Annotated in this window: 12 protein-coding genes; 2 read left to right on the top strand and 10 right to left on the bottom strand. The window is 61.2% G+C overall.

The window, feature by feature from the left end:
* Positions 1 to 156: 156 nt before the first annotated feature.
* Complete coding sequence (fucO, locus tag DW136_RS05870) at positions 157 to 1,323, bottom strand: lactaldehyde reductase (RefSeq protein WP_022094861.1); 1,167 nt, start codon at positions 1,321 to 1,323, stop codon at positions 157 to 159.
* A 412-nt stretch (positions 1,324 to 1,735) separates the two neighbouring features.
* Here fucO and DW136_RS05865 point away from each other — a divergent pair, with 412 nt between their 5' ends.
* Positions 1,736 to 2,275, top strand: a complete 540-nt coding sequence (locus DW136_RS05865) for a hypothetical protein (protein WP_147329349.1) — start codon at positions 1,736 to 1,738, stop codon at positions 2,273 to 2,275.
* A 122-nt stretch (positions 2,276 to 2,397) separates the two neighbouring features.
* Here DW136_RS05865 and DW136_RS05860 read toward each other — a convergent pair whose 3' ends face one another.
* Positions 2,398 to 3,114 (bottom strand): YoaK family protein, encoded by a 717-nt coding sequence (locus tag DW136_RS05860; protein WP_089572184.1) that lies wholly within the window; start codon positions 3,112 to 3,114, stop codon positions 2,398 to 2,400.
* Positions 3,115 to 3,364: 250 nt separating this feature from the next.
* Between DW136_RS05860 and DW136_RS05855 the strand changes: the two genes are divergently transcribed.
* Positions 3,365 to 5,497, top strand: a complete 2,133-nt coding sequence (locus DW136_RS05855) for a YgiQ family radical SAM protein (RefSeq protein WP_233503843.1) — start codon at positions 3,365 to 3,367, stop codon at positions 5,495 to 5,497.
* Here the strand turns inward: DW136_RS05855 and DW136_RS05850 are convergent.
* From DW136_RS05850 to DW136_RS05815, 8 genes are all read right to left on the bottom strand, one after another.
* Positions 5,494 to 6,405, bottom strand: a complete 912-nt coding sequence (locus tag DW136_RS05850; RefSeq protein ID WP_147329348.1) for a CPBP family intramembrane glutamic endopeptidase — start codon at positions 6,403 to 6,405, stop codon at positions 5,494 to 5,496. The genes DW136_RS05855 and DW136_RS05850 overlap by 4 nt on opposite strands.
* Positions 6,406 to 6,496: 91 nt before the next feature.
* Positions 6,497 to 6,697: a hypothetical protein gene (locus DW136_RS05845; RefSeq protein WP_117583961.1), complete on the bottom strand. Its 201-nt coding sequence runs from the start codon at positions 6,695 to 6,697 to the stop codon at positions 6,497 to 6,499.
* Positions 6,698 to 6,912: 215 nt separating this feature from the next.
* Positions 6,913 to 8,289, bottom strand: coding sequence for an ATP-binding cassette domain-containing protein (locus DW136_RS05840; protein WP_147329347.1), 1,377 nt, complete (start codon positions 8,287 to 8,289; stop codon positions 6,913 to 6,915).
* A gap of 3 nt (positions 8,290 to 8,292) precedes the next feature.
* Positions 8,293 to 9,351, bottom strand: a complete 1,059-nt coding sequence (locus DW136_RS05835) for an ABC transporter substrate-binding protein (RefSeq protein WP_118289274.1) — start codon at positions 9,349 to 9,351, stop codon at positions 8,293 to 8,295.
* Positions 9,352 to 9,353: 2 nt separating this feature from the next.
* On the bottom strand, positions 9,354 to 11,108 hold the full coding sequence (locus DW136_RS05830) for a [FeFe] hydrogenase, group A (protein WP_117584000.1): 1,755 nt from the start codon (positions 11,106 to 11,108) through the stop codon (positions 9,354 to 9,356).
* 50 nt (positions 11,109 to 11,158) lie between these two features.
* On the bottom strand, positions 11,159 to 12,991 hold the full coding sequence (locus DW136_RS05825) for an NAD(P)-binding protein (protein ID WP_117583958.1): 1,833 nt from the start codon (positions 12,989 to 12,991) through the stop codon (positions 11,159 to 11,161).
* 256 nt (positions 12,992 to 13,247) lie between these two features.
* Positions 13,248 to 14,630, bottom strand: a complete 1,383-nt coding sequence (locus tag DW136_RS05820; RefSeq protein ID WP_117629575.1) for a 6-phospho-alpha-glucosidase — start codon at positions 14,628 to 14,630, stop codon at positions 13,248 to 13,250.
* A gap of 3 nt (positions 14,631 to 14,633) precedes the next feature.
* Positions 14,634 to 16,250 (bottom strand): PTS transporter subunit EIIC, encoded by a 1,617-nt coding sequence (locus DW136_RS05815; protein ID WP_117790255.1) that lies wholly within the window; start codon positions 16,248 to 16,250, stop codon positions 14,634 to 14,636.
* Positions 16,251 to 16,276: the final 26 nt, after the last annotated feature.

Here is a 16,276-nt window from a genome sequence, read left to right as displayed (position 1 = left end):
GCCCCCGCCACGACAACGAGCCGGCGGGCCCCGCCCGTTAGCCCCAGAATCTTTCCGCAGGACAGAAGGAGGCCCCGCCGCACGTAGTGCGCAGCGGGGCCTCCGACATGTCCGAGGACGATTCTGGGGCTAACGGGCGGGGCCCGCCGAACCAGGTTAAGCAGCCGGGCAGATCTTCTTGAAGAGCTCGATGACGTCGTCGAGCGTCGCCTCGCGCGGGTTGCCCGGGAAGCAGGCGTCAGCCATGGCGTCCTTGGCCAGGACCTCGATCTCGTCGGCCTTCATGGCCTCGCAGACATGCGGGATGTTCACGTCGGCGGAGAGCTGCTTGACGGCGGCGATGGCGGCGTCGGCAGCCTCGTCGGTGCTCATGCCCGTGGTGTCAACACCCATGGCAACGGCAACCTTGGCCAGGCGCTCGGCGCAAACCGGCTTGTTGAACTCCATAGCGATCGGCAGCAGCATGGCGCAAGCGACGCCGTGCGGGGTGTCGTAGTGAGCGGACAGGGTGTGAGCCATGGCGTGGTCGATGCCCAGGCCGACATTGGAGAAGCCCATGCCGGCGACATACTGGCCAAGAGCCATGCCCTCGCGGCCGGAGCCGGGCTGACCGGACTTGGCCTCGGCAACGGAGTCGCGCAGGTTCTCGCTGATCAGCTTAATAGCCTCAAAGTGGAACATGTCGGAGAGCTCCCAAGCGCCCTTGGTGGTGTAGCCCTCGATAGCGTGGGTCAGAGCGTCCATGCCGGTGGAAGCGGTCAGGCCGGCGGGCATGGAAGCCATCATGTCGGGGTCGACGACGGCGACCTCGGGGGCGTCGTTGGTATCGACGCACACGAACTTGCGGACCTTCTCGGGGTCGGTGATAACGTAGTTGATGGTCACCTCGGCAGCGGTACCGGCGGTCGTCGGCACGGCGATGGTGAACACAGCGTGGTTCTTAGTCGGAGCAACGCCCTCGAGGCTGCGGACATCGGCGAACTCGGGGTTGTTGATGATGATGCCGATAGCCTTGGCGGTGTCCATGGAGGAGCCACCACCGATGGTCACGATAGCGTCAGCCTCGGCGGCCTTAAAGGCCTCGACGCCGTCCTTGACGTTCTGGATGGTGGGGTTGGGCTTAATCTCGGAGTAGAGGCTCCAAGCAATACCGGCGGCGTCGAGCTCGTCGGTTACCTTGGCGGTAACGCCAAACTTGACCAGATCGGGGTCGGAGCAGACGAAGATCTTCTTGTAGCCACGACGCTGGAGCTCGCCGGGGATCTCCTTGATGGCGCCAGAACCATGATAAGAAATGGTGTTGAGAACGAAACGATTAGCCATTGATAGCCTCCCATCGTGTGCGGGGCGCCCATTACGCCCCACGCTATGAGTCCCATCCTAACGCTTTTGAAACAAAAAATGCATGAGAACGTCAAAAGTGTTAAAGCGTTTCAACATAATAACGGAGCCCCAGTCCTTCCCTCCCGACTGCAGCGAAGGCTAGATTATAGGAGCAATTGCCCAAAGAATACGACCAACTCAGTCTATAAATTGTTTCTGTTTTAGCAATATATGTTTGACAATACGTTTATAAAAGGATACTTTATAGTAATTAATATGCATGCAGCAAATAGTGTCATTCATTTTGTTAGAAATTGCCCATGCGGTTATTGCAGCTGCATGTACTGCAACATACAGCGTAATTCTCCGCACGAAGCAGAAGACGGTTCCAATTCAATCGAGGCGATGACGCGTGAAGGCTACTGGTCCTAAATCGAGCAAGACGGCTACAAACGAATATCGAATCTCAATTGAAGGTAACCCTTATCCGCATGCTCTGGCTCTCGTCAACCCAGCGGGAGACAACCTCAACATCAAAAGACATGGGTTCACGGGTCCACTAGGACAGCTATTGAGTCTTAAATACACCGTTTATGACGATGCAAATGAAAAGCTCTTTACTGTCGTCGACGGTGGTTTTAGTAACATGCCCAGGGTTGCGCTCATCATCGAACACAAGGAAGTTGCGGTGTTCGATTATGGCCTAAACAGACTTGAGATGAAGTGCGTAACGAACATACCGAATTACACAATAAAAGGTAACTTCCTATTTGGAGATTACGATATATTCAGTCAACGGGAAGTGAAGCTATCTTCAGTTAACGTCCTTCAATGTGATAAACAATCGTGCTTTAACATACAGGTTTTGGATAAAGCCGAATTAGCCGCCGCAATTGGAATACCCACAGCCATTGCCCTTCTGAGGGCTCGGATTGAAGAGCATCTCGAATAAATTGCAAAAAGCAGTTCGTAACAACATTCAGGAGCTAGATAGTTTTTTTCTGGCTCCTGAAGCTGTACTACATAGAGATGAAAAATAATGCGGCAAAGGGGCTGTCTCTTTGCCGCATTCGGTTACTTTCGGCAGCCCTCTTTCCAAGCCTCGGCCGCAACCTTCCAGCGAAAACGCAAGTCGCGCTCGCGGTCGATAAACATGATGGCAAACGCGACAAACAGCAGCACGCTCGCCACGACGATGGCGTGCAGGCCCATGCGCTCAATACACCAGTTGCCCAACACGGCGCCAAACACAAAGGTAAAGATCACGCCAAAGTACAGCAGGCCGTTTTCCAAAAAGCCGCGCTTGTGGGTAATGATGTAGTCGTCCACGTTTTGCAAGGCATTACGGAGGTTGCCGATACACATGGTCGTGGCGATGCCGTGTCCATGAATCTTGCGGAAGCTCTCGACCTGCATACCGCAGGCAAACGAAGTAAGGCAGTTGGCGAGCAGGTTGAAATCGCCACCGGGAATAAAACTCACGCCCAGCAAGATGACGGCTTCAAAGAACACCGTCACCTGACGCCAGTGGATCACGCTGCCAAAACGCTCGTGTACCAGGTCGGCAAGCATAATGCCCACAGCAAACGAAACCACAGGGAAGAAGTAACGCCCCGCAAGTGCCCAATTGCCCTCCGAGATGCTCACGCCCACCAGCAGGATGTTACCCGTCTGCGCGTTGGCGAAAACATGGTCGCGCCCAATGTACGAATACACATCCATAAAGCCACCGGCGAGCGCCAAGATGATGCCCAGCTCAATGGATTCCGATATCTGTTTGGCACGCTGCATCGTCGTGCATCCTCCTTGTTGACGACTCTCTCGTGCGTTGGCGGAAACATAGCCGCCGTTCATACTGTAACCCATTGACAACATGGCGTACGCGCGAGACGGGTTCTCCAACGCGCAGATACACAGTCTGGAAACAAACGGCGGGCGCGGCACCGACACCCGAGACCTCGTGTACTCCACCAGTCTTTTTAGCCCCGTCCTAAAAAGACTGGTTACAATTACGTGCAGCATACAAACACCGGGAGGGATCGTGGCAAAAAAGCCTCAGCACGCTCAGAACAACCAGCGCAGTCAGCAGGGCAAACAGGGCCAGCAGCAAAAGCGCGGCGGTAAGGCACAGGCCACAACCGTCAAGGCGACACCCGTCCGCCCCTGGCGTCCGGGCCGCGACAAGTTCCTCCCCGTCAGCCGCGCCGACATGGATGCGCGTGGCTGGGACCAGTGCGACTTCGTCTACATCTGCGGCGACGCCTACGTGGACCATCCCAGCTTTGGCATGGCCATCGTCAGCCGCGTGCTCGACGCACACGGCTACAAAGTGGGCATTATCTGTCAGCCCGACTGGACCGATCCCGCCAGTATCACCGTGCTCGGCGAGCCGCGCCTGGGCTTTCTGGTCTCCGCCGGCAACATGGACTCCATGGTCAATCACTACTCGGTGACCAAGCATCGTCGCCACACCGATGCCTACACCCCTGGCGGTAAAGAGGGGCACCGCCCCAACCGCGCCGTCACGGTCTACGGCAACCTCATCCGCCAAACGTTCAAGGACGCGCCCATCATCATCGGCGGCATCGAGGCGAGCCTGCGTCGTCTGGCCCACTACGACTACTGGCAGGATAAGCTCAAGCGCTCGGTGCTGCTCGACTCGGGCGCCGACATCCTCATCTACGGCATGGGCGAGCACGCGATCGTCGAGATCGCCGACGCGCTCGACGCGGGCCTGCCCGTCGACCAAATCACCTATATCAACGGCACCGTCTACCGTACCAACTCGCTCGACGAGGTCTACGACTACGACCTGCTGCCCAGCTGGGACGACCTTGCCGCCGACAAGCTCAACTACGCGCGCAGCTTTAATGTGCAGCAGCAGAACATGGATCCCATCACCGGACACCGCCTGGTAGAGCCCTACCCCAACAGCGTCTATGTGGTGCAGAACCCGCCGTCGGCGACGCTCACCACCGATGAGATGGACGAGGTTGCCGAACTCCCCTACGCACGCGATTGGCATCCCGATTACGACGCGGCAGGCGGCGTGCCGGCCTTTGCCGAGATCAAGTTTTCCATCAGCTCTAACCGCGGCTGCTTTGGTGAGTGCTCGTTTTGCGCGCTGACCTTCCACCAGGGCCGCGTGCTGCAGATGCGTAGCCACGATTCGATTATGCGCGAGGCCGAGCTACTCACGCGCGACCCCGAGTTTAAGGGCTACATCAACGACGTGGGCGGACCGACGGCCAACTTTAGCCGTCCTGCCTGCGACAAACAGCTCAAGCACGGCGTGTGCAAGAACAAGCGCTGCCTGTGGCCGAGCGTGTGCAAGAACATGGTGGTCGACGAGAGCGGCTACACGCAGCTGTTGCGCGACCTGCGCCAGCTGCCAGGCGTCAAGAAGGTCTTCGTGCGCAGCGGCATCCGCTTTGACTACACCATGGCCGACGCCTCGGACGAGTTTTTGCGCGAGCTGCTGGAACACCATGTCTCGGGCCAGCTACGCGTAGCGCCCGAGCACGTGAGCGACGCGGTGCTCTCCGTGATGGGCAAGCCGAGCCGCGCCGTCTACGACGCGTTCTGCCGTAAATTTGAACGCCTGAACCGCGAATACGGACTCAAGCAGTATGTGGTGCCGTACCTAATCTCGAGCCACCCCGGTTCAACGATGAAGGAAGCCGTGGACCTTGCCGAGGCCGTGCGCGACATGGGCTACATGCCCGAGCAGGTGCAGGACTTCTACCCCACGCCGTCCACCATGTCGACCTGCATGTACTACACCGGCGTGGACCCACGCACCATGAAGCCGATCTACGTGGCACGCGACCCACACGAGAAGGCCATGCAGCGTGCGCTCATCCAATACCGCAAGCCCGAGAACTACAAGCTCGTGCGTGAGGCGCTGGAAAAAGCCGGCCGCCGCGATCTGATTGGCTACACCAAGCATTGCCTGATTCGCCCCGTGCCGCCGCGCCCGGGCGAGACATCTGCCGGCGGGGGGCATGGCACCGGCAAGAAGGGCGGCAAGGCCCACGGTGGCGTTGGCGGCGCTGGCAAGGGACCCAAAGGCAGCAAGGGGCACGGTGGCATGTCGCGTGCGCAGAACACCGCCGGGCGCAATCGCGCGGCCCAGGGGCGACAGGGCGCCAACGGCGGCGGGCGTCGCAACTAGGGCAGCGGTGCGCTCGCTGCATCCATCCCACACGCGCGGCGCAGCGACCGCATTGCCTCAACGAGGATGACGCCGGCGATGGCGACCGTAATTGCCACGTCGAACGGCGTGTTCACAAACCAGAGCAACGTCATGAGATACGACCCGGCATTAAAGGCGAAGTGCAGCAGGATCGTGTAGCGGAGCTTTCCGGTCGTCACGAGCACCCAACCAAAGATGAGGCCAGCGGCACCCGCGTAGCAACCTTGCACCCAATTCATGTGCATAAAACCGAAGATTGCCGCCTGCAGCACAATCGCCGCGGTGATACCCCACGTGCTCGGGGCCGCCCAGGGCACCATGGCGCCGTCCTGCGCACCCGCACGACGCCGGCGCTTCCAAAGTGGGCGGCACTGCGGATTAAACGCTCGAAGCGAAAACTCAAAAATAATGCCGCGTACCAGCAGCTCTTCACAAAATGGGGCGCCGAGCACCGTAGTCAGGACGGCGAGATAGCTGGTGTCGCCCATGCCTGTTTCCTCGACAAGCTCGCTGTAGTCGGCCGCAGCCTCGGGCAACAGCGACAGCACGGCGTCGGTCACGTAGCCAACGACCACCTGCAGGGCAAGGCCGATCACGATAACGCAGGCGATGCGCTTCCACGCCCCACGCGCTCCCCCGCCGAGCGGATGCGCGCATTGCCGGCGTGCCATAAACGAACGCGGCCACAGATAACGCCACCACAGCAGCGCCATTAAAAACGATGCCGTCTGCGCGACAGCCTGAAGCAATTGAATATCGAGGCCGTCAATCGAAAAGCCCATGAACACCGATGCGACGCCCAGAGCGGAGAACAAAACCACGCTCAGGGCGATATCGGCAGCGACGACGCCAAAACAGGCAAGCGCCCAAATCATCGCATTGAGCATGCCAACCTCCTCAAAACCCGGCACTTAGGGACGTTCCTTAACTGCCGGCAGAAAAGGAACGTCCCCAAATGCCGGCAGTTTGGGACAGTCATTATTGATGAGAATCGGGCGCAGTGCCAAAAGCCCCGTTGGGCGAGATGTCAAACGGGAAGGTGCCGCAGCGATTGAACGCGGCGATAAACATGCGGATGGCGTTGGACGGCGTGGTGCCCACGAGCTGGGTTGCCGCCGCGAAGGCTGCCTTCTCCTCGGGCAAGACCTTCGCGACTACGGGGGTCATGTGTTCTGCCATGGCGCTTCCTTTTTGAAACGACGGTAGTGCGGATAGATGCGGGCCACGCGGCTGGGCGACGGGCTGTGAAGGCAACCCGATTGGCCCGCATCTGGAGTTTGTTTCTACGGCGTTGGTATTACTTGGTATTCCTAAGTATTACCCCGCAGATAGAATACCACACCCGACCCCATGGGGACGAAGGAAAACGGATCATTTTGTTGCTGAGTTAGTATTTAGAGCGTGATGATATCCGAGATATCGAGGGCCTGAGCGTCGGCGACATCGTGCGTGGCAAGCAGGAGCATGCGGCCGTCGAGCAAGTCGAGCACGACCTCGGCGCATGCGTCGCGCGCAGCGGTATCTAAACCGGTAAAGGGCTCGTCAAGAATCACCGCGCCGCCCGGACACAGCAGGGCTCGAGCGATCTCGACACGACGGCGCTGCCCGCCCGAAAGCTCGGCCACGCGAGCATGCACATCGACCCCCGGCACCAGCAAGCGCAACAGGGCCGCAGCACTCGAGGCGTCCACGCGTGCATCGGCGCACACCAGCACGTTATCCAGCGCCGAGGCGGACTCGACCAAGCGTGCATCCTGAAACACCATCGAGCACGGTGCGCACTCCCCTGCCGCAAGGGCAAGGAGCGTCGACTTACCCGCACCCGAGGCGCCCATCACACAGATACGCCCACCCGCGGGCACGTTGAGCACCAGCCCGTCGAGCGCCGGCGCCCAGGGCGCGCGATCGCCCACGGCAAGCGCAAGCTCCGCTGCAGCGCCATCGCCCGCAGCCCTCGCACGCCCGCGCAGCCCATGCCCATGCGCCCGCACGGCCGCACCCCACGCCACGGGCCCCGAAACCCGCAGCAGCCACACCAGCACGCGCTCGCACGCCCATGAGGCGGCAACGACCAGCACGGTCCACGCCAGCAGATCAGCCGTCTCAATCAAAAGCTTCGCCTGATAGATGCGCTCACCCACGGTGCCCACCGCCATGCCGATCAGCTCGGCTGCCACACCGGCCTTCCAGCTCATGCCGATCACGGCACGCGCACACGAAAGCACAAACGGCAGGACTTCGCGCCAGGTATGGGCGCAAAACAGTCGCCAGCCGCGCACGCCATGCAGACGGAACATCTGCTCCAGTGGCTTATCCACCTGCGACAAGCCTTCGACCAGTGAGAAATATACGCCCGGCAGCGCCATCAAAAAGACCGCCGCGATGCTCACACGTGCCGACCCCAACCAAATAAGCAGCAGGACCACCACGCAGGCAACCGGCGTCGCCTTAACAAACGAAAGCGCCGGCGCCACCAAGCGGGCAAACGCCCGCGACCGTACAGAAATCCCGGCCAACAAACCGCCGCATACCGCGGCAAGCGCCAGCCCGCCCAGTATCCGCGCGCCCGAGCCCGCCAGAATCGCCCACGTGCCGGCATCGCATATCAGGCGCAGCAGCGCCAAGGCAACAGCACCCGGCCCCGGCAAAATCAGCGGCTGCGCCACCAGCGCCGCCACCAGCACCCACACAGCAAGCCAAAAGGCGGCGACGGCACCTGCTGCCGACACCGCCTTCATACGCTCTGTCATTTGTCGAGCAAACGCACGCACGGGCTACTCCATGTAGTAGAAATCATCGGCCGGGAGCTTACCGCCCACGGCGCTCGCGTCCGCATCGGCCAGCGCCTGCAGGTACCCACAGAGCGCCGCCTTCATATCCTTGCCCGTCTGGCAGACAAGCATGCACCCGGGAATCGCCTTCTCGGCGATCTTGGCGTTGTCCACGATGCCGGCATCGACCACGGCCTGCGCCCAGTCTGCCGGCGCCGCATTGACAGCCTTAACGCTCGCCGCATGGCAGCTCAAGAACTCCGCAACGGCCTCGGGATGCTCCTCGGCAAAGGCACGGCGCACCACGGTCACGCCCGTCAGCAAACGGGAGCCCGTGTCACCCGCGAGCTCGTCCCACACATCGGTCAGGCTCACCGGTGCCGACAGCTTGCCCTCGCTCTTGGCGATGGCAGCGGTCTTGAATGGCTCCGGCAGCACGCCCACGGCGGACGGGTCGGCAAGCAGGGCCGACAGCACCTCGGTGGGTTCGCTCTTAAACTCGAGCGTCACTTGACCGGTCAGGCCCGCGCGCTCCAGCAGGTAGTTCATGACGTACTCCGGCGTGGTGCCCTTGCCCGTCATGTAGACGGTACGACCCGCCAGATCGCCAAACGAGGCCACGCCTGCGTCGCCCGTCACAACGTTCAGCACGCCCAGCGTGTTGATGTCGATGACCTGCACCGCACCCTCGGTCTTGTTGTAGAGCACGCTCGCCAAGTTGGCCGGCACCAGGGCAATGTCGATATCGCCCTGAATGACCTTGGGCACAATCTCATCGGCCGCGGCGCTGATCGCAAAGTCGAACTCATTGTCCGTCTCGCCATCGGCAGCCTGGTCCATAAACTGCACCAGACCGATCGACGTCGGTCCCTTGAGCGAGGCAACGCGCACCTCGACCGACTCAGCGGCAGCGCCACTCGCCGCAGACCCAGCAGCCGAACCCGCAGAAGACCTCGCCCCCGCAGCTCCGCCGCCACAGCCAACCAGCGCAAGCGACAACGCGCCCGCGGCAAGCGCCGAGGCAAATCCCCGGCGCGACATTTCAAAATCAAACGCGCGCATCGCTAGCACGTCCCCTCGTTAGGCATCGTCCATGCGTGATGGTCGGTATGCAGCAATCCCTCGGCCAGCGGCGACAGCGGCGCACCCAAGAACTCGCGATAGCACGCCTGGACATCGGGATTCTCGTGCGAGAAGCGAATCTTGGCGTTCGCATCGAGGCCCCACAGTACCTGGCCGCGCTCGGCTGCCAGCTCACAGCCGTCATGGATGGGCTGACCGCCGCCACCGACGCAGCCGCCCGGGCATGCCATAACCTCAACGAAGTCATAACTCACGCGGCCGTCGCGAATCGCGTCGAGCAGACGGGCAGCGTTTCCCAGCCCGTGTGCCACGGCGACGCGCACCTTGGTGCCATCGATATCGGCCACGGCTTCCTTCCAGCCGTCCAGGCCGCGCACGTCGGTAAAGAAGTCGGCGTCGGGGTTCTCGCCCGTCACCAGGTAATATGCCGAGCGCACGGCGGCCTCCATCACGCCGCCCGTGGCGCCAAAGATCACACCCGCGCCCGTGCCAAAGCCCAGCGGCGTATCGAGCGGCTCCTCGACCAGCGTGCCGACGCTCACGTGGCTTGCGCGGATCATGCGTACCATCTCGCGCACCGTCAGCGCAACGTCCACGTCGGGCGCGCCGTCCTCGCCCACCATGCTCGACAGCGCACACTCGGCCTTTTTGGCCGTGCACGGCATCACGGACACCACAAACAGGCGCTCGGGCTCCACGCCCAGAACCTTGGCGTAATAAGTCTTGGCGACAGCGCCAAACATCTGCTGCGGCGACTTGGACGTGGACAGGCTGTCAACAAACTCCGGATAGCGCGCCTTCACAAAGCGTACCCAGCCCGGGCAGCAGCTCGTGAACATGGGCCAGCCGCGGCTGTCGCCCTCGCCCTTGGCGGCCTTACCCAGGCGCTCGAGCAGCTCGGAGCCCTCCTCCATAATGGTGAGGTCGGCCGAGAAATCAGTATCGAACACGTACTCAAAGCCCACACGGCGCAGTGCGCAGGCCAGGCGCTCGACGGTGGCCTCCTCGCGCGGAATGCCGAGCTCCTCGCCCCAAGCGCTACGCACGGCCGGCGCGATCTGCACCAACACGATCTTGTCGGGATCAGCGAGAGCGTCGAACACGGCCTCGGTGTCATCGCGCTCGCGCAGCGCGCCTGTCGGGCAATGCGTGATGCATTGACCGCACGCGACGCAATCGGTCTTGCCGATCGGCGCACGCCCGCGGGTGCCCACGGCGGTATGCGTGGCGCGGTTGGTCAGGTCCCAAATCCCTAAGCCCTGCACGCTCTCGCACACCTTGATGCAGCGCATACATTTGATGCACTTGTCGTTGTCGCGGATGATGGGAAAGTCGAAGTCCCAGCCCTCGCGCGCCAGGTGCTGCTCGTACGGCAGATAGAAGATGCCCAGGTCGTTGGCGATGGTCTGCAGGTTGCAGTTACCACTGCGCACGCAGCTCGTACAGCGCGAGTCGTGCTGGGACAGCAGCAGCTGCACGTTGGTGCGACGCGCCTCGCGGGCCTTGGGGCTGTTGGTGTGGACCACCATGCCGTCGAGTACGTAGTTGTTGCAGGCGGCAACCAGCTGGTCGCAGCCCTCAACCTCGACCACGCACACACGGCAGCCGCCGATCTCGTTCAGATCGCGCAGATAGCACAGGGTGGGAATCTGGATGCCGACGGACTTGGCCGCATCCAGGATCGTGGTGTGCTCGGGCACCACGACCTCGCAGTTATCGATCGTGAGCTTGACCATGTTGAGTGCTCCGCTTTCGGTGTTGTCGCTGACAGTGGTTTTGTTGGGCTCTACCATTCCAGGTTCCTCCCTCCGCGGAACGCGCCAAAGCCAAAGTGGTCGCAACGCAGGCAGCGGCTTGCCTCCTGGCGTGCCTCTTCCTCGGTAAGGCCCTGCTCGACCAGATTCCAATCGCGGATGCGCTCGCCGGCCTCGCGCTCGCCCAGCTCGCAGCGGCCGCACTCGTGCTTGCCCTTAAACTGCACGGTCGGCAGCTCAACGTCGAGCTTGATCTTGTGGTCGAAGCCCAGGTAGCGGTCGATATTTGCCGAAGCAACGCGGCCGGCGTTGATGGCCCGGATGACGGTGGCGGGACCGGTCTGGCAGTCGCCGCCGCTAAAGAGGCCGTCGAAGTTGGGCACGGCGCCATCCGAATCGGTGACGACGCGACCCCACTTGCAGACGATGCCCATGTCCTCAAACGGCTTGGAATCGATGTCCTGGCCAATGGCCACGAACACGCGCTCGCAGGGAATGACGCGCTCGGGCGTGGCGGCGGCACGCGGGGCCGGACGACCGCGACGGGGCTCGCCGATAATCTGCGGCTGCACGCGCAGGCCGCTCACGCGACCGTCCTCGCCCGTCTCGATGGCGAGCGGCGCCGTCAGCTCCAGAACCTCGCAGCCCTCGGCCTGGGCACCGGCAATCTCGGCGTCCTGAGCCGTCATATCGCAGATGCGGCGGCGGTAGACAATGCTCACCTTTTCGGCACCGCAGCGCACGGCAGAGCGCGCCACGTCCATGGCCACGTTGCCGCCGCCGATGACGCACACGCGCTGGCCGCTCAGGTCGGGCAGCTCGTCGTCACCGATGGCGCGCAGCATCTTGACGGCCGACTCCACGCCGGGCGCCTCTTCGCCCGGAAGGCCGAGCTTCTTATCGCTGTGGGCGCCAATGGCCAGGTAGACGGCATCGAACTCGTCGCGCAGGCGGGCAAGCTCCTCGCCGTTGACGGAGTGATCGAGCTCAACGTCGATGCCGGCGCTCAAAATCCAGTCGATCTCGGCCTGCAGGCGCTCGCGCGGCAGACGATAGCTGGGGATGCCATAGCGCAGCATGCCGCCCAGGTGGTGGCGCTGCTCAAAGATGGTCACCTTATGGCCCATCACGGCCAGGTAGTAGGCGCAGGAAAGGCCGGCCGGGCCGCCGCCGATCACGGCGACGCGCTTGCCGGTGTTGTCCACTACATGCGGCTTGTGGTCGTTGAGCTCACCGTGCTCGACGGCAAAACGCTTGAGGGCGAGGATGTTCATGGGGTCGTCGACCATGCCACGGCGGCAGTGCATCTCGCAGGGATGCTCGCACACCAGGCCGCAGACGAGCGGCAGCGGATTGTTCTTGCGGATGACCTTGACGGCGTCGGCATAGCGGCCGGCCTCGACCAGCGAAATGTACCCGGGAATGTCGACGTGCGCCGGGCAGCCCGAAACGCACGGGACGCGGGCCTCGCGGTCAAAGCCGCAGGAGCGCTCGCGGATGTGATGCTCAAAATCGTCGCGGAAGCCGCGAATGGCCGTGAGTGCCATGGCGCCAGCTTCGTAGCCGATGGCGCAATCGCTCGAAAGATAGATGGTGCGGGCGGTGCGCTCAATCAAGTTGAGCGTGGACTCATCGGCGCGCCCTTCGAGCACATCGGCGAGCAGGTCGCTCAGCGCGCTCAGGCCCACGCGGCAGGGCGTGCACTTGCCGCAGCTCTGGGTGGAGCACAGATTGACGAGCGCTGCCGTAAACTCAACGGGGCACGGGGCGAGCGAACTCACCGCCAGACGACGTCCGAGCGCATCGTGCAGGTCGTCCATGACGGCCTGAGCGTGGCTGCGTTCCATTACGTGCAGTCGAGCCATAAGATCCCCTCTCACATGGCAGCCCGGAGGCGAGGCCGGGCGAAGTTGCTACACGCACAACACTGACCTAAAAAGTTGTTAGGTCTCCACGCAGTTCGGCAGGCGGTATGAAATGTCACCCTCGGCGGTGAAATAGAACATTACCGCAGATAAATGCCATATTTGGTAAAACGCGTTACCAAATGACAATGCCCCGCCCACGCAATCACGTGGACGGGGCATTGCTCCAGGTATGCGGCCAGCGACCCTGTTGCTTTTACTTAAGCTCGGGCCAGTAACCCTTGTTGGCCTCGATCATGTCGTCGAGAACCTCCTTGGCGACCTTCATCGAAGGCACGGTCTTGTTCAGCGTAAAGGCCTTGAGCGCCTTCTCGTAAGAACCCTCGATCGTAGCCTCGACCACGAGCTTCTCGGAGTTCAGCTGCTGCATCATGAGGCCCTGCTGGAACAGAGGAATGTTGTCGCGGCTGATGACCTCGGGGCCATTCTTGCCAATGTAGGCAGGCAGCTCGACCATAGCGTCGTAGGGCATGTTGGGGATAGCGCCCTTGTTCTCGCAAATGACCAGGAAGCGCTGCTTGGTGTCGTTCTTCAGAGCGATAGCCAAATCGGCAATCCAGTCGCCGTGGCTGCCCGCATAGAACGTGCTCTCGTCGATCTCGCCCGTCTTCTCGTAGTGGTCGATGCCGTCGAAGAGGTTCTTCTCACGCGTCTCCTCAACCTCGTTAGCACGGGTGCGCTCGGGGTTGGAATGCTCGACGAACTCCTTCTGCTGCAGGTAGTAGTTCAGATACGTGTTGGGCAGGTACTCCGGGAAGCACTCCATGATCTCGTACTCGCCCTTCCAGACGTAGTACCAGCTGCCCTTGGTGTGGCGGTTCTGCTCGGGGTGCTCGTCAGTGGCCTCCTCGGGCTTCTTTGCCATGAGCGAGCCCATGCCCTTGAGGTAGGAGTCGGGCAGCAGAATCTCATGCTCCTTGATGTACTCGCGCAGCTGCGGGAGCACCTCCTCGCCCTTGTGGCGGATCGAGGTGAACCAACCAAAGTGGTTGAGGCCAAAGTAATCGTACTCGACATCCTTCTTGTCGATATCGAGTGCGGCGCAAACCACGTCGATGATCGCGATCGGCATGTCGCAGATGTTGATGATGCGAGCGTTGGGACGCAGCACGCGGCAGCCCTCGGACACGATGGCAGCAGGGTTGGAGTAGTTGAGAATCCAGTAGTCCTTCTTAGCGTACTTCTCAACGTCATCGATCAGCTCGACCATGGGGAAGATGGTGCGCATGCCGTAGGCAAGGCCGCCGCAGCCGCAGGTCTCCTGGCCCACGCAGCCGTGACGCAGCGGAATCTTCTCGTCCTGCTCGCGCATGGCATAGCCGCCCACGCGCATCTGGGCAAACACGAAGCTCGCGTCCGTAAAGGCAGTCTCCTTGTCGGTGGTCACCATGAGCTTGATGTCCAGGCCGAGGTCCTCGTGCAAAATCCAGTCCACGAGCACGCCGATCTTGCGCTGGCGCTCCTCGTTGATGTCGTACAGACGAATCTCGTCAACGTCGAGCTCGTCCTTGCGCAGGGCGATGGATTTGACGATGCCGGGGGTAAAGGTGGATCCGCCACCACACAGAGTAATGATCATTGTTTACTGCTCCTTCTCAATTGCGTTTTCGACCTTGTCACGCATCTCGGCGACCTTCATGCCAAAGATGATCTGGATATTATTGCCGTTGCGGTTGATGCCGCTGTTGGGCACGTGGTTGATGAGGTCCTCATTGATGAGGTCCGGGTTCTTAACGTTCACGCGGAGACGCGTAAAGCAGTTCTCGAGCTCCTCGATGTTGTCCTTGCCACCAAGACCTGCGACCAGGTCGGCGATGCCTGCATCGACGCCCTCTGCGGGAGCCGCGGCAACAGCGCCCTGCTTCACCGCGACAGACGCGGCGGCCTCGCCCTCGGCAACGGACTCGGCGAGCTCGGACTCTTCCTCGCGACCAGGCGTGTGGAGGTTGAGCTTCTTAATAAGGAAGGTGAAGAGGAAGAAGTACAGAGCGGCGTTGACGACTCCAAGCACCAGCATAACCGGCCAGTTGGTCTTATCGACACCGAGGACCAGGTTGGAGACCACGATGTTGATGATGCCGCCTGCAGTCGAAGCGGGCACGGAGAGGACCTTGAGCAGGACCAGGAAGATACCGGAAAGAACCGAGTGAACGACAAAGAGCACGGGAGCGGCAAAGACAAAGAGGAAGTCCATGGGCTCGGTGACACAGGAGAGCACGGCGGTGATGATCAGCGGGATGATAACGGCCTTGGTCTTATCCTTGTTCCCCTTGTAAGCGGTGAAGATAAAGGCGAGACCGATACCGATGTAGGGCCACAGGTTGTTGAAGGTGTAGCTGTTGAAGTAGGTGCTATCGGAGAAGGGCTGGCCCGTCATTGCCATCTCGGCGACACGGATGGGATAGGCGCCGGCGATAACCTGATCGCCCAGCGTCAGGGTGCCGCCCACATCGGAGAACTGGAACGGGGTGTAGATGAGGTGATGCAGACCGGTAGGAACGAGCAGCTTGTTGAGCATGCCGTAGATAAACAGACCGATGTTGCCCGACTCCTTAATGATGCCGGCAACGGAGGAGATGGCACCCTGAACCGGAGGCCAAACGATGCAGAAGCCAGCACCCATGATCCAGGAAATGATGATCATGATCAGGAACGGAAAACGAACGCCCGAGAACATCGAAAGGGCAATGGGGAACTGCTTGTTCGAGTACTTGTTGAACACGGCACCGGTGATGCAACCAAGAATGATGCCGCCAAACACGCCGGTATCGAGCACCTGAATGCCCATAACGGTGCTCTGGCCGGTTCCGGTAAGGCCGAGCATGCCGCTCGCTTCGGCAAGAGAGCCGGTGGCGTTGAGCACGATGTTGTTAGCCTGCAGGAACAGGAAGAACGACATCAGGGCGATCAGCGAAGCATGGCCCTTGTTCTTCTTTGCCATGGCGCCGGCGATGCCCACGCAGAACAGAATCGAGAGGTTGTTGATGATAAACATCAGCGACTGATAGACAACGGCGCCCACAAGCTGGAACGGACCGGAGCCCAGCACAGGGATCACGGCGCAGATGGTCTTGTTGGTCAGAATAATGCCCACGATGAGCAGAATGCCGGCAACCGAGAGATACATCATCGGCTGAACGATTGACTTCGCGAACACCTCCAACGGCGCTTTGAAATTGAACTTCTTTTTTGCGGTCATAGCGGTACTCCCCTTCCTTTTCCGCA

The organism is Collinsella sp. AM12-1 (assembly GCF_003472325.1).
GTDB lineage: Bacteria > Actinomycetota > Coriobacteriia > Coriobacteriales > Coriobacteriaceae > Collinsella.
This window is presented reverse-complemented; position numbering and strand designations above follow the sequence as displayed.